Origin of the sequence: Xanthomonas sp. NCPPB 1068 (assembly GCF_041479385.2) — a bacterium.
Taxonomy (GTDB): domain Bacteria; phylum Pseudomonadota; class Gammaproteobacteria; order Xanthomonadales; family Xanthomonadaceae; genus Xanthomonas; species Xanthomonas cannabis.
On record NZ_CM192986.1, the window covers coordinates 3,154,542 to 3,168,114 of the forward strand.

Sequence of the window (13,573 nt, forward strand, 5' to 3'; positions counted from 1 at the left end):
GGCGCGTCTGCCACTGACGCCGCGACCGTCTGCTTCACCCAACCCTGCATCCCGGCGCAACGCGCCGTCGCAGGCAGTCACCGACGCGCGTAGAACGGCGCCATCACCACGTACACCGGATACGCCAACACCATCAGCACCAGGGCGACCTCATGCCCGGACGCCGCATCGGCCCACGCTTCCATCCGCCGTACCGGTCCGAACAGACCCATCGCCAGCAACACCGCACCGAGCACGCAGATCAGCAAGGCCAGTGCCAGCCCGGGGCCGGAGATGCTGGCGCCGGTCAACACCGCAACTGCACCGCTTGCACCGGCCAACAACGGCCCTACGGTCACCAGATACGCGCGACAGTACGTGGCAGTCATCTGCTGGGTTCTACGTTTGCCGGACATCATGTCTCGCCTGCACTAGCGCGGCGCGTGCGCGATTCACGCCCACGCGCCGTTTCCATTCACCACGGCCCACAGCCTCCTGCAGCCGCACACCACACACGACAGGCGCTGCGCGCGAGCACGCAGCGCTTGAACGCCAGCAGCGATTACTTCGCCTTGCCCTGGTTGGCTACGGCTTCGGCCGCGCGCTTGGCCGCTTCCGGGTCGCCCAGGTAACGGAAGCTGCTCACCTGCAGGTTGTCGTCCAGCTCGAACAGCAGCGGGATGCCGGTGGGAATGTTGAGCTCCAGGATCTGCTCGTTGGAGACGTCGTTGAGGTACTTGTACAGTGCGCGCAACGAGTTGCCGTGCGCGGTCACCAGCACGGTCTGCCCGGCCTTCAACTGCGGCGCAATCGCGTCGTGCCAGTACGGCAGCACGCGCACCAGCGTGGTTGCCAGCGACTCGGTCCCCGGCAATGCATTGCGGTCGAGCGTGGCGTAACGACGGTCGTGACACGGGTGGCCCGGGTCGGCAACGTCCATCGCCGGCGGCGGGATGTCGTAGGAACGGCGCCAGATCTTGACCTGCTCCTCGCCATGCTTGGCCGCGGTTTCGGCCTTGTCCAGGCCTTGCAGGCCACCGTAGTGGCGCTCGTTGAGGCGCCAGCTCTTGGACACCGGCAGCCAGTCCTGGTCGAGCTCCTTCAACGCGCCCTGCAGCGTGTGGATGGCGCGCTTGAGGACCGAGGTGTGGGCAACATCGAACTGCAGCCCTTCGTCCTTCATCAGCTTGCCGGCCGCCGTCGCTTCCTGGCGGCCCTGCTCGGTGAGTTCCACATCCACCCAGCCGGTGAAACGGTTGTCCAGGTTCCATTGGCTCTGGCCATGGCGCAGCAGTACGAGTTTGCGGGTCACTACGGTTCTCCGATTGGGGGCCGATCAGCCTGCGATTGTAGCTGCAGCGCGTGCATCGCAGGCGTGCACGAGATCGCCACGGCCCGCACGCGATGCTGTGGCCATGCACACCAATGACCCCGTCTTCGCCGGTTGGGACGGCAGCACGACCCAGGCGCGACAGTTGCAACAGCAACTGGCACAGCGCGTGGTGCTACAGGATGAGGTGAGCGCAACGCCGCAGCTGCTTGCAGGCTTCGACGTCGGGTTCGAAGACGACGGCCAGACGACGCGTGCGGCCGCGGTGTTGCTGGATGCGCACACGCTGCTGCCACTGGAAACGCATGTCGCACGCGTGCCGACCTCGATGCCGTACGTGCCCGGCCTGCTCAGTTTTCGCGAACTGCCGGCATTGCTGCAGGCCCTGGCGCTGCTGTCGCGCACGCCGGACCTGGTCTTCATCGATGGCCAGGGCATTGCGCATCCACGCAAGCTCGGCATCGCGGCGCACTTCGGCGTGGTGACCGGCCTGCCCTGCATCGGCGTGGCCAAGCAACGCCTGGCCGGCAGCTTCAGCGAACCCGGCCCCGAACGCGGCGATCACAGCCCGATCCTGCTTGCAGGTGCACAGATCGGCTGGGCGCTGCGCAGCAAGCCGCGCTGCAACCCCTTGATCGTTTCGCCCGGCCATCGCGTCTCCATGCACGGCGCCCTCGACTGGACGATGCGCACCTTGCGCGCCTATCGCCTGCCCGAACCCACACGCCTGGCCGACCGCATCGCCTCGCGTCGTGGCGAGGTGGAGCTGCCTACGCAGACGCGCCTGCTATAGGGCACGCCTGATAGGTGATCACCACCTCGCGCGCGGCGCTCAGCGACATCACCTGCATACGGAACATTCCATCTTGGCCGATGCGCTGCACAGCGCCTGACGTGCATGCGACGCTTTGGCTCCCAGTCCGTCACGAGCCACCGCCATGACCACTCTGATCGCCCCACGCGTACATGACATCGGCGGGCTGGAAGTGCGCCGCGCCGTGCCCACCTTGCAGGCGCGCAGCGTGGGGCCGTTCGTCTTCGTCGACCACATGGGCCCGGCGGTGCTCGAACCGGAGCACGGCATCGATGTCCGCCCGCACCCGCATATCGGCCTGGCCACGGTCACCTTCCTGTGGGCCGGCGAGATCGGGCACCGCGACACGCTGGGCTCGGATCAGGTGATCCGCCCCGGCGACGTCAACTGGATGACCGCCGGTCGCGGTATCGCCCATTCCGAACGCACGCCCGGCCCCGAGCGTGCACGCCAGCACGCACTGCACGGCATGCAGACCTGGATCGCACTACCGCGCTCGGCCGAAGAAACCGCGCCGGCCTTCCATCACCACGCCGCCTCCAGCCTGCCGCAGCAGCGCCGCGATGGCGTCTGGTTGCGCGTGATCGCCGGGCGCGCCTATGGCGAGGAATCGCCGGTGCAGGTGTTCAGCGGCACGCTCAATGTGGCGCTGGACCTGGCACCGGACGCGGAGATCGACCTGGATGCCGGCCACGCCGAGCGTGCCCTGTACATCCTGGAAGGCGAGGCGCAGCTGGATGGCGCCGATATACCGGCGCGCCACCTGATCGTGCCCTCGCCCGGCGCCCGCGGCCGCCTGCGTGCCAGGACGCCGCTCAAGGCGATGCTGCTCGGCGGCGAGCCGCTGGATGGGCCGCGCCACCTGTGGTGGAACTTCGTGTCCAGCTCCAAGGAACGCATCGAGCAGGCCAAGGACGACTGGCAGGCCGGTCGCTTCGGCAGCATTCCCGGCGACGACAAGGAGTTCATTCCGCTGCCGGAAACCCCGGCCCCGAAGCCGGTTAATTACCCTTGAAACCGTGCGCAGCGAACGGTGCGCTTCGCCGCCGGTCACCAGGTCTCGCAATGGGAGTGCCCTGCCGCACAGGCCATGCCACACCAACATGCGACATGGCTTGAGCCAGCTCGCAAAACTGTGGTAGTGATGCAGACGTAGGCGCACGTCGAGTGGACGGCATGCCCAGGCGGGGAGCCTGAGGCGATGCAGCGGCACGGGGTCGACGTCGCTCCGTCTCATCATCCACTGCCCGGGGAACCTTGCATGAAGTCTGCATCCTGCCTAGTCGGCCTGAGCCTGCTGCTGGCCGCCGCGACCACCCACGCCCAGACCTCGCCGGTCTGCCCACCGCTGCCGCCCGCCTCGGGCCTGCAGTGGAACGAGCTGGCAGGTGCCGACTATCTGGTCTGCAAGGCAGTGACGGCCGACGGTCGCCAGGTGGTGGGCGTGATGCTCACCACCCGCGACCCGGCCATGACGCTGGCACGCGACCGCCGCGCCGAAAAGGGCCAGATCCAGCAGGAAGATTTCTACTGGTACAAGCTCGATCTGGGCGGCCGCGAGATGCCTGGCATGGAATCGCGCCGCGTCACCGTGGTGGAGCTGGGCAAGAAACGGTATGCGCAGCTGTGGATCGACGGCGCCAGCACCGAGGAACTGGCCTCGATGCAGTCGTTGGTGCAGTCGATGGATCTGCAGCCGGCCAGTCTTGCGTTGCAGCGCTGAGGCAGCGCGTCGCCGCATTGCTGGCTGTCGATGCAGCAAGCTTGCAGCGCGCCGGTTTGCCCGGCGCGCTGTAGGTCACATCAGGTGGCCTGCTGCAGCCGGCCTTGCCGCCGCGAATCGCCCCACGTGCCCGCATCTTCGCGCCAGCGTCATCCCGGCGCGAGCGAAAACCTACCCGCTGCAGCCCTGAGCCAAGGCGTCGACTGGCGATCGGCACCAGCGTCGCGATCGCGCGTTCCATTCCGATCGCGTCACCGCGTCCCCCGGGCGACTGGCAAGCGTTTGTCAGCCTGCCAGCGTCGTTGCTTGGTCACCCATGCCGGCCGCCTGCAGCTGGCTGTCGATGCGTACTTCGCCAGTCAGCAGGCGATGGATCGGGCACTTGTCGGCCACCTCCAGCAAGCGTGCGCGCTGGTCGTCATCCAGTGCACCGTCGAGCACGATCTCGCGGGTGATCGCCGTGCCGGCGGCACCGCGCTGGGTGTAATGCAGATGCACATGCACCTCCGTCAGCGGCCACTGCTTGCGTGTGGCCACCATCGACAGCGTGATCGCCGTGCAGGCACCCAGGGCGCCGAGCACCTGCGATTCCGGATCCGGCCCGGCATCGGCGCCGCCATTGGCCGGCTGGGTATCGCCGAGCCAGCGGTGCTGGCCGTCGTGGATGGTGACGGTATATGGCACCGCAGTGGTGCCGACGCTGACCGGGCGATCACTCATGTCCCTCTCCTGCGCTGGATGAGGTGGCCGGGCTCAAAACCGGCCTTCCTGGAAATCGACGAACGCCTGCATCAATTCCTGCTTGGTGTTCATCACGAACGGCCCGTGCCGCATCACCGGCTCGTTGAGCGGGCGGCCGGCCACCACGATCAGTTGCGCGCCCTGTGCCCCTGCGCGCAGCGTCAGCCGCTCGCCGCCGCCCAGCACCGCCAGTTCCTGCGCAGGCAAGGGGCGCGACGCGTCGCCCTCGCCCACGACCACCGCGCCCTCGAACGCATACGCAAACGCGTTGTGTCCGCTGGGAAGCAGGTAATCCCACTCCACATTTGGCTCCAAGGCGATATCCAGATACACCGGGCTGGTCGCAGGCTGCACGATCGGGCCGACGACATCGCCCACCGCTCCGGCAATCACCTTGACCGTGACGCCGGACGCCGGATGCGCCACCGGAATGTGGTCCGGCGCGTATTCCTGGTACCTGGGGTCGGTCATCTTGTCGCGCGCCGGCAGGTTCACCCACAGCTGGAAGCCGCGCATGCGCCCGGATTCCTGTTCGGGCATTTCCGAATGGATCAGGCCGCGCCCGGCGGTCATCCACTGCACGCTGCCCGGGGTCAGCAGGCCTTCGTTGCCGTGGTTGTCCTTGTGCCGCATACGCCCGTCGAGCATGTAGGTCACCGTCTCGAAGCCGCGATGCGGGTGGCTGGGGAAGCCGCCGATGTAGTCCTCGGCCTTTTCGGTACCGAACTCGTCCAGCATCAGAAACGGGTCCAGCTCCGGCAGCTGCTGGGTGCCGATGACGCGGGTCAGCTTGACGCCGGCGCCGTCGGAGGTCGGTTGGCCGCGGATGGTGCGCAGCACATGCGCCGCGGTGGTGGTGGTGGTAGTGCTCATGGCAGTGTCCCTGTGCAAGGTGTCGTGCGCCCATCATGGGTGCGCGGGATGCGGCGCCCAACCGCGACCGTTGCAACCGATCGTTCCAAACGCCTGTCCCGCTGGCGCCGCCAGCGCAGCATGCAGGCAATCACTCTACGACCAAAGTTTTACCCCGCCACTGACCCCTGCCATTGACCGCAGGCGGGCACGGGGGGACCCTTGAGTGAATCGTTCCTGAGGGGCATGCATGAAAGGGTTCTCGAAGCTGGCCTGGGGCGCGCTGGCGCTGCTGGCCGCGTTCTGTCTGGGCACCGTGGCGCTACGCCGCGGCGAACACATCAACGCGCTGTGGATCGTGGTGGCGGCGGTGTCGATCTATCTGATCGCCTACCGGTTCTACAGCCTGTTCATCGCCGACAAGGTGATGCAGCTGGACGTCACCCGCGCCACGCCCGCGGTGGCCAACAACGACGGCCTGGACTACGTGCCCACCAACAAGCACGTGCTGTTCGGCCATCATTTCGCCGCGATCGCCGGTGCCGGGCCGTTGGTCGGCCCGGTGCTTGCCGCACAGATGGGCTACCTGCCCGGCCTGCTGTGGCTGGTGGTCGGCGTGGTGTTTGCCGGCGCGGTGCAGGACTTTGTGGTGCTGTTCCTGTCCAGCCGCCGCAACGGCCGCTCGCTGGGCGATCTGGTGCGCGAGGAAATGGGCCAGGTGCCCGGCACCATCGCCTTGTTCGGCGCCTTCCTGATCATGATCATCATCCTGGCGGTGCTGGCGATGGTGGTGGTCAAGGCGCTGGCGGAAAGCCCGTGGGGCATGTTCACCGTCATCGCCACGATGCCGATCGCGCTGATGATGGGCGTGTACATGCGCTACATCCGGGTCGGCAAGATCGGCGAGATCTCGGTGGTCGGCCTGATCCTGCTGCTGGGCGCGATCTGGCTGGGCGGCAAGGTCGCCGCCGACCCGACCTGGGGCCCGGCATTCACCTTCACCGCCAAGCAGATCACCTGGATGCTGATCGGCTACGGCTTCGTCGCGTCGGTGTTGCCGGTATGGCTGCTGCTGGCGCCGCGCGATTACCTGTCCACCTTCCTCAAGATCGGCACGATTCTGGCGCTGGCGATCGGCATCCTGGTGGTCATGCCGGATCTGAAGATGCCGGCACTGACCCAGTTCGCCTCCACCGGCGACGGCCCGGTGTGGAAGGGCGGCATCTTCCCGTTCCTGTTCATCACCATCGCCTGCGGTGCAGTGTCCGGCTTCCATGCCCTGATCGCCTCCGGCACCACGCCCAAGCTGCTCGCCAACGAGGGCCACATGCGCTACATCGGCTACGGCGGCATGTTGATGGAATCGTTCGTGGCCATCATGGCGCTGGTGGCCGCCTCGATCATCGAGCCGGGCATCTACTTCGCGATGAACAGCCCGGCCTCGCTGGTCGGCACCGACACGGTTGCGGTCGCGGCCAAGGTGTCCGAATGGGGCTTTGCGATCACTCCCGAAGTGCTGGAGGCCACCGCGCGCGATATCGGCGAGCACAGCATCCTGGCGCGTGCCGGCGGTGCACCCACGCTGGCCGTTGGCATCGCGCAGATCCTGCATCAACTGCTGCCGGGCGAAGACACCATGGCGTTCTGGTACCACTTCGCCATCCTGTTCGAAGCCTTGTTCATCCTGACCGCAGTGGATGCCGGTACCCGCGCAGGCCGCTTCATGCTGCAGGACCTGCTGGGCAACTTCATCCCGGCGCTGAAAAAGACCGAATCGTGGACCGCCAACATCATCGCCACCGCCGGGTGCGTGGCACTGTGGGGCTATCTGCTTTACACCGGGGTGATCGATCCGTTCGGCGGCATCCAGACGCTGTGGCCGTTGTTTGGCATCTCCAACCAGATGCTGGCCGGCATCGCGCTGATGCTGGGCACGGTGGTGCTGTTCAAGATGAAGCGCGACCGCTATGCCTGGGTCACCATCGTGCCGGCGCTGTGGCTGCTGCTGTGCACGACCTACGCGGGGCTGATCAAGATCTTCGACAGCAACCCGGCGCAGGGTTTCCTGGCGCAGGCGCACAAGTTCCAGGCCGCCATCGCCAGCAACACCATCACCGCACCGGCCAAAACGGTGCCGCAGATGCAGCAGATCGTCACCAACGCCTACGTCAACACCGGGCTGACGGTGCTGTTCCTGTTCGTGGTGGCTTCGATCCTTGTGTACGCAATCAAGACGATCATCGCCGCACGCCGCAATCCGCAGCGGAGCGACCGTGAAACGCCGTACGTGGCCTTGCAGCCACACCAGATGGCGGATCTGTAATGGGCACCCAACTCGTTCTGGCCAGCCAATATCAGGTGCACCGCCGCATCTGGCGGCGCCTGATCCAGACCGCGCGCTTGTGCTGCGGCATTCCCGACTACGACAACTACGTGCGCCACATGCTGGAAAAACATCCGGACAAGCCGGTAATGGACTATCCCGCCTTCTTCCGCGAGCGACAGGATGCACGCTACGGCGGCAAGAGCGGGTTTCGCTGTTGCTGATTGGTGATTGATCGATTCGTGATCGGTTGACCGGTCAAACAAGACGTTGAAAAGCAACAGGGCGCGATGCAAATCGCGCCCTGTTGCTTTGTTGGAGATGCGAGAGTGCCTGGTTTTTGGCGCGCTTGGGTCGCGCGGCAGGTCGGTTGCAGGGCGCTCTCGAAGCTGCGGCTTTGCTGCAGGGCCCGTGCCCGCCCACCATCGCGGAGCACACGGATTCACGGCGTGTCCTGCAAGCGATGAGGGCACCGCGCCCTCGACGCTGTGACTTGGCTGCAGGGCCCTTGCCCGCCCACCATCGCAGGACACGCTGCAAGTACGTCCATGTAGCTCCGTGGCGGCATCCATGCCGCCAAGGGTCCCGCGACGGTGGGCGGGCAAGGACCAGTCGAGTTGGTCGGTGTGCATGGATTTCAACAGCAACTAGCAAGCTGCGACGCGGTGTCTTTGCTTTTCAACAAAACCACCGGCCAACTGTCTGGCGTGGTGTCCTCGCCGATTGCGGGACCGTGTGGCGGCATGGATGCCGCCACCGAGCCCCCATGGTGAAGTGACCCCCAAAAGTTGGACAGTTGGGCAATCAGACGGCCAGCGCGGCTTGTTGCCGGTACTTGACCGGGTTCAGGCCCTTCAACTTCAGCTTGATCCGGTCTTCGTTGTAGTACCGGATGTACTCCACCAGTCCCGCTTCCAGGCTGGCGATGCTGTCAAAGCGGTTGAGGTAGAAAAATTCCGACTTCAGCGTTCCGAAAAAGCTTTCCATGGCCGCGTTGTCCAAGCAGTTGCCGCGGCGGGACATGCTTTGTGTCAGAGAGTGCTGTTCGAGCTGATGCCGGTAGGTCTCGTGCTGGTAGTGCCATCCTTGGTCAGAGTGGATCATTGGCCGAACGTCGGGCGACAGCTTCTTGATTGCCTGATCCAGCATCTGACCCACCAGGTCGAACACCGGCCGGCGTTTCATCTGGTAGGCCACAATTTCGCCGTTGTACAAATCCATGATCGGTGAAAGATAGAGCGTCATGCCCTGCACCTTGAACTCGGTAACATCGGTCACCCACTTCTGATGCGGCATCTGGGCGTCAAACTGGCGGTCTAGTACGTTGGGAACCACGCCGTTGGCGGCGCCCTTGAATGCGCGGTAGCGCTTGATGCGTACCCGCGATTGCAGGCCCAGTGTGGCCATCAGACGCTGCACCCGCTTGTGGTTGATCGCCTCACCCTGATTGGCCAGTTCCAGTGTGATGCGGCGGTAGCCATAGCGTCCTTGGTGTTCATCGTAAATCGCGCGAATGCGCTCACACAGCGCGACCTCGCCCGTATCGGGATGGGCCTGGGCATGCATCTGGTAATAGAACGTGCTGCGCGATAGCGCGGCCGCTTCGAGCAACAGCGGTAGCGCGTGGCTCTGCCTCAATCCTTGGACGGCGCGCGCTTTGCGCGCTGCGCCGCCTGCTCTTGCTGGATCAAGGCATCGAGTTTTTTTAGGTAGGCCGTCTCCGCACGCAGGTAGGCCACTTCCTTGAGCAGCTCATCGCGGCTCATGTCCTCGGCGGGCTTGGACGAGCGGGTCTTTTTCATCGGCTTCTGAGGCGGCAATGGAGGTGGCGCCAACGCCTGGGCGCCACCGTCAGCATACAGCCGTTGCCACTGCGCCACCGCGCCGGCACTGCCGATCTGGAAGTAAGTCGTGGCCTGGCGCGCAGACATGCCCTCCTGGCGCATCTTTTCAAGAACGTCCAGCTTGAACGGCAGATCGTAGGACCGGGCCTTGCGGTGGAAGCCACGCCACCCATGCAGCCGGTAGGTCGCGGCCCAACGCCTGACCGTAGAGAAATCCAGACCATGGCCACGGGCCACGGCCTTGACCGAGATAGAGGTCTTGCAGGCCTCCTTGGCGACCTGAAGTTTGAAGCGTACGTCGTATTTAGTCATGAAATCCTCGGAGTTGGACGGGGTGTCCAACTTCCGGGGGTCACTTCATGGACGGGTTGACGGCGTGTCCCGCGAGCGGTGAGGGCACCGCGCACTCGACCAGATTTGAAGACAGCCAAGTGATCGCAATATGCACAGTGAAGGCGTCTCGACCTGATTGCTCAATACGGACAAATCAGGCGCAAAGCGGATGATCTTTGCCTCTGCTGCAGGGTCCTTGCCCGCCCACCATCGCAGGAAACGCTGCAAGTACGTCCATGTAGCTCCTTGGCGGCATCCATGCCGCCAAGGGTCCCGCGACGGTGGGCGGACAAGGACCAGTCGAGTTGGTCGGTGTGCATGGATTTCAACAGCAACTAGCAAGCTGCGACGCGGTGTCTTTGCTTTTCAACAAAACCACCGGCCAACTGTCTGGCGTGGTGCCCTCGCCGATTGCGGGACCGTGTGGCGGCATGGATGCCGCCACCGAGCCCCCATGGACGGGTCTACGGCGTGTCCCGCGAGCGGTGAGGGCACCGCGCCCTCGACCAGACGTGAAGACAGCCAAGTGATCGCAATACGCACAGTGCAGGAGTCTTGACCTGATTGCTCGATACCGGCAGATCAGGTACAGAGCAGCATGTCAGCTGCAGAGTGCAACGTTGCGCGTTGCCTGCGCCCTACTCACCAAGCCTTTCCCTCAACCAGCGCGCCGTTGCGCCAGCCGTGCGAACAACGCAGGCAAATGACGCATCTCGTCGAACACTTCAAGCACACCGACGCGGCGCAAGGTGTCGCCATGGCCAGGCGGAATGTGGCTGGCACCGATAAACCCAAGTACCTGCATGCCTGCCGCCACGGCCGCCGTGGCACCGGTGGGGCTGTCTTCGATCACCAGGCAGCGCTCCGGCGCCACCCCTGCCGTACGTGCTGCCAGCAGATAGACATCCGGTGCCGGCTTGGGCCGCTCCACCATGTCGGCACTGAACACGCGCCCCGCCGCACGCGCGGTCAGCCCGGCCCGTTCCACCGATGCGATCACGTTGTGGCGGCGGCTGTTGGACGCTACTGCCAACGGCAGCGGAATCTGTTCCAGCGCCTCGCGCACACCGGGTATCGGCTGCACCTCCGCCTGGATCAGTGCCTCGCTGCGCGCCTGGATCTGCGCCAGCAAGGTCTCCGGCAACTGCAGCGCAAAGCGTTCTTCCACGCGCCGCAATACCTCGCGCGTGGTTTGCCCGAACGTGCTCTCCAGCAGATGTTCCAGCGGCTCGGCCGGCACGAATGCTGCCAGCGCCTCGCGCATCACCCGGTCGGCCAGTATCTCGCTGTCGACAAGAACCCCATCGCAATCACTGATCAGTAGCTCGTAGACCATTGCACCCATCTGCTCGCAAAGCGCCATTATGCGGGCCGTGGCGTGACCGCCGGCTGTGGCGCCATGCACGTGCATGTGACGGCAGCAATCGCACGACTGCGACAAAGGCAAACGTATGACCAAGCAGACTGGACCGCCCATGCACGGCCCCAGCCATGTCACGAAATCTTACCGCGCCCGATTTTCGCAGCTGGTAGGATCGGCCGCGCTGCAGCGGGACGTGCTGCGGCGCCACCAGGAATGCGATCAGGACAAGGAGATTTCGATGAAGACGCGATTCCCCACCCTGCTCGTTCTTGCGACCTCGTTTTTCGCGGTCTCATGCACCGCCTCACCCGGTGCCAAGGAGCAAACCACCATGTCAGCTACGCTGCAGGACCATACCGTCGCCTTCCGCGACCCAGCCCTGACCGACATCGCCAACGCCATCGCGCAGGGCGACGTCGCTCGCATCAAGGCACTCGCCCCCACCGTCGATCTGGCCGCACACGGCGATCAACAGGTGACCCTGCTGGAATGGGCGATCTGGAACGAACAACCGCGCGCACTGCATGCCCTGCTCGACGCAGGCGCGGACCCATCGCTGCCGGGCATGGACCAGGAAACGGTCGTGCACATGGCTGCCATGGCCAAGGACCCGGACTATCTGAAGATTCTGCTGCAGCACAAGGCACCGATCGACGTGGTCAGTGCACGTGCCGGCTGGACGCCGCTGTTCCGTGCGGTGCAGAGCAAGCGCGATGCGCAGATCGGCCTGCTGCTGGACGCCGGCGCCGACGTCCAGCGCGTCGACCATACCGGCAATAGCCTGCTGCACCTGGCCGCCCAGAGCGGCGCCGCCAGCCCGGCCGTGCTGCAGCTGCTCAAGGCCGGCGTGGACCCCACGCTGCGCAATGCACAGCAAAAAACCTTCCAGGCATATTTTTTCACCACGCCGGATCGTTTGCTCAATGCCAGCGGCCAACAGGTCAGATCGGACGTGCGCGCGTGGTTGAGCGCCCACGATATTCCCGTGGAAAGCAGCCGCTAAGCGCGCTTTCCGTACGACGAACGCAAGGAGCCGCGCATGAGCCCGTCAGAATCCACATCTTCCACCGCTGCAATCACTCCCTTCGCAGAGTCGATGCGCGGTCAACAACCGCAGCCGCAAGACCGCCAGTTTCCGGAGCTGCTGCAAGATCTCTACAGCACCGCCAATCAGCGCCGCGAAGGCGGCGCCGAAACCTTCGCCCCGCTGGCCAATGGCTGGTCGCGCATGGACGACAGCGCGCTGCAGCAGGCCGGTATCGACCCGGCGCTGCTGCACGATGCCAAGAGCGGCTTCGATGCCGCGTTCTATCGCAACGATCAGGGCCAGGTCGTGCTCGGCTTTTGCGGCACCGACGAAGGCAAGGACTGGAAGCACAACATCGGCCAGGGCCTGGGCTTTGACGATGCGCAGTATGCCTCGGCGATCCAGCTGGGCAGCCAGGCCAGGCAGGCATTCGGCGACCAGGTGGTCATCGCAGGGCATTCACTGGGCGGCGGACTGGCCGCGGCGTCGGCCATGGTCAACGACATTCCCGCAGTGACGTACAACGCCGCCGGCGTCAACGACCGCACGCTCGAACGCGCGGGCCTGGATGCGTCGGCAGCCAAGGATTACGCCAGCAGCGAGTTGATCCGCGGCTATCACGTCAAGAACGAAATCCTGACCCACCTGCAGGAAGACAGCATTCCGCTGAAGTGGACGATGCCCGACGCGGCCGGCCACCAGATCGAGTTGCCGGAACCGGACCCGCTATCGTTCGGCCAGCGTCTGGTGCCCGGCTTGATGCTCAAGCATCGCCTGGATCTGCACGGCATGGACTCGGTGATCAAGGCGCAGGACATGCAGGCGCCCGACCAGGCACGGGCCGCATCGCTGCAGCCCGGCAGTCAGCTGTTCAACGACGCGGTGGTGCAGCTGGATGGCCAACGCGACCGGCTGGGGCTACGCGATGACACGGCGTTTATCAACACGGCCGCTAGTGTGGCTGCACGCGCAGGCAGCGACGGCCTGCAGCGCATCGACCATCTGGTGCCCAACCGCAATGGCGATAGCCTGATCGCGGTGCAGGGGCGCATGGACGACCCGACGCATTTGCGTAGCCATGTCCAGACCGCCTCGGCCGCACACGAACCCGCGCACGGCAATGTCAGTCAGCTGCAGCAGCAAAACCAGCAACATGCCCATCCGCCTGCGCAACAGCAGGAAGAACAGCGCCGCGTCACTCAGCAGTAATCGGCGCCCGCCTTACCGCAGGCGGCACACAGCCG

At 65.2% G+C, this 13,573-nt stretch carries 13 protein-coding genes; 7 read left to right on the top strand and 6 right to left on the bottom strand.

Annotated elements, in window-relative coordinates; genetic code table 11:
- Positions 1-77: 77 nt before the first annotated feature.
- Positions 78-395 (bottom strand): hypothetical protein, encoded by a 318-nt coding sequence (locus tag ACCQ12_RS13365; protein WP_372381947.1) that lies wholly within the window; start codon positions 393-395, stop codon positions 78-80.
- Between the two features lie 146 nt (positions 396-541).
- Positions 542-1,291, bottom strand: a complete 750-nt coding sequence (gene gpmA / locus ACCQ12_RS13370; RefSeq protein WP_184555375.1) for a 2,3-diphosphoglycerate-dependent phosphoglycerate mutase — start codon at positions 1,289-1,291, stop codon at positions 542-544.
- 103 nt (positions 1,292-1,394) lie between these two features.
- Between gpmA and nfi the strand changes: the two genes are divergently transcribed.
- The 3 genes from nfi (at position 1,395) to ACCQ12_RS13385 (ending at position 3,846) form a co-directional block, all read left to right on the top strand.
- A complete protein-coding gene (nfi, locus tag ACCQ12_RS13375; protein WP_372381948.1) occupies positions 1,395-2,102 on the top strand; it encodes a deoxyribonuclease V in 708 nt (235 codons plus the stop codon).
- 145 nt (positions 2,103-2,247) lie between these two features.
- A complete protein-coding gene (locus ACCQ12_RS13380; RefSeq protein WP_372381949.1) occupies positions 2,248-3,138 on the top strand; it encodes a pirin family protein in 891 nt (296 codons plus the stop codon).
- Positions 3,139-3,384: 246 nt separating this feature from the next.
- Complete coding sequence (locus ACCQ12_RS13385; protein ID WP_184555383.1) at positions 3,385-3,846, top strand: hypothetical protein; 462 nt, start codon at positions 3,385-3,387, stop codon at positions 3,844-3,846.
- A 285-nt stretch (positions 3,847-4,131) separates the two neighbouring features.
- Here the strand turns inward: ACCQ12_RS13385 and ACCQ12_RS13390 are convergent, their stop codons facing one another.
- Together ACCQ12_RS13390 and ACCQ12_RS13395 are read right to left on the bottom strand one after the other, a co-directional pair.
- Complete coding sequence (locus ACCQ12_RS13390; protein ID WP_372381950.1) at positions 4,132-4,566, bottom strand: OsmC family protein; 435 nt, start codon at positions 4,564-4,566, stop codon at positions 4,132-4,134.
- 33 nt (positions 4,567-4,599) lie between these two features.
- The gene (locus ACCQ12_RS13395; protein ID WP_372381951.1) at positions 4,600-5,460 is read right to left on the bottom strand and encodes a pirin family protein; all 861 of its coding nucleotides are present in this window, start codon (positions 5,458-5,460) and stop codon (positions 4,600-4,602) included.
- A 229-nt stretch (positions 5,461-5,689) separates the two neighbouring features.
- On the opposite strand from ACCQ12_RS13395, the gene ACCQ12_RS13400 reads away from it, so the two are divergent.
- Positions 5,690-7,762: a carbon starvation CstA family protein gene (locus ACCQ12_RS13400; protein ID WP_184384972.1), complete on the top strand. Its 2,073-nt coding sequence runs from the start codon at positions 5,690-5,692 to the stop codon at positions 7,760-7,762.
- Positions 7,762-7,986 (top strand): YbdD/YjiX family protein, encoded by a 225-nt coding sequence (locus tag ACCQ12_RS13405; protein ID WP_005926176.1) that lies wholly within the window; start codon positions 7,762-7,764, stop codon positions 7,984-7,986. Before ACCQ12_RS13400 ends, ACCQ12_RS13405 begins: the two co-directional genes overlap by 1 nt.
- Before the next feature lie 580 nt (positions 7,987-8,566).
- Here ACCQ12_RS13405 and ACCQ12_RS13410 read toward each other — a convergent pair.
- A protein-coding gene (locus ACCQ12_RS13410) for an IS3 family transposase (protein ID WP_372381952.1) occupies positions 8,567-9,918 on the bottom strand; the annotation gives its coding sequence in 2 pieces (ribosomal slippage) (positions 8,567-9,471 and positions 9,471-9,918; 1,353 coding nt in all).
- 679 nt (positions 9,919-10,597) lie between these two features.
- Complete coding sequence (locus tag ACCQ12_RS13415) at positions 10,598-11,302, bottom strand: HAD family hydrolase (protein ID WP_184374941.1); 705 nt, start codon at positions 11,300-11,302, stop codon at positions 10,598-10,600.
- A gap of 193 nt (positions 11,303-11,495) precedes the next feature.
- Between ACCQ12_RS13415 and ACCQ12_RS13420 the strand changes: the two genes are divergently transcribed.
- Both ACCQ12_RS13420 and ACCQ12_RS13425 read left to right on the top strand, forming a co-directional pair.
- Positions 11,496-12,305: an ankyrin repeat domain-containing protein gene (locus tag ACCQ12_RS13420; RefSeq protein ID WP_184387947.1), complete on the top strand. Its 810-nt coding sequence runs from the start codon at positions 11,496-11,498 to the stop codon at positions 12,303-12,305.
- A gap of 36 nt (positions 12,306-12,341) precedes the next feature.
- Positions 12,342-13,538: a Tle-like phospholipase domain-containing protein gene (locus ACCQ12_RS13425; protein ID WP_372381953.1), complete on the top strand. Its 1,197-nt coding sequence runs from the start codon at positions 12,342-12,344 to the stop codon at positions 13,536-13,538.
- The last annotated feature ends 35 nt before the right edge of the window (positions 13,539-13,573 follow it).

What these genes read in the sequence shown, in the direction of transcription:
- nfi (WP_372381948.1), top strand. Translation starts at nt 1,395, where the DNA reads ATGCACACCAATGACCCCGTCTTCGCCGGTTGGGACGGCAGCACGACC.
- ACCQ12_RS13385 (WP_184555383.1), top strand. Translation starts at nt 3,385, where the DNA reads ATGAAGTCTGCATCCTGCCTAGTCGGCCTGAGCCTGCTGCTGGCCGCC.
- ACCQ12_RS13395 (WP_372381951.1), bottom strand. Translation starts at nt 5,460, where the DNA reads ATGAGCACTACCACCACCACCACCGCGGCGCATGTGCTGCGCACCATC.
- ACCQ12_RS13390 (WP_372381950.1), bottom strand. Translation starts at nt 4,566, where the DNA reads ATGAGTGATCGCCCGGTCAGCGTCGGCACCACTGCGGTGCCATATACC.
- ACCQ12_RS13405 (WP_005926176.1), top strand. Translation starts at nt 7,762, where the DNA reads ATGGGCACCCAACTCGTTCTGGCCAGCCAATATCAGGTGCACCGCCGC.
- ACCQ12_RS13425 (WP_372381953.1), top strand. Translation starts at nt 12,342, where the DNA reads ATGAGCCCGTCAGAATCCACATCTTCCACCGCTGCAATCACTCCCTTC.
- ACCQ12_RS13365 (WP_372381947.1), bottom strand. Translation starts at nt 395, where the DNA reads ATGTCCGGCAAACGTAGAACCCAGCAGATGACTGCCACGTACTGTCGC.
- ACCQ12_RS13400 (WP_184384972.1), top strand. Translation starts at nt 5,690, where the DNA reads ATGAAAGGGTTCTCGAAGCTGGCCTGGGGCGCGCTGGCGCTGCTGGCC.
- ACCQ12_RS13380 (WP_372381949.1), top strand. Translation starts at nt 2,248, where the DNA reads ATGACCACTCTGATCGCCCCACGCGTACATGACATCGGCGGGCTGGAA.
- ACCQ12_RS13415 (WP_184374941.1), bottom strand. Translation starts at nt 11,302, where the DNA reads ATGGCGCTTTGCGAGCAGATGGGTGCAATGGTCTACGAGCTACTGATC.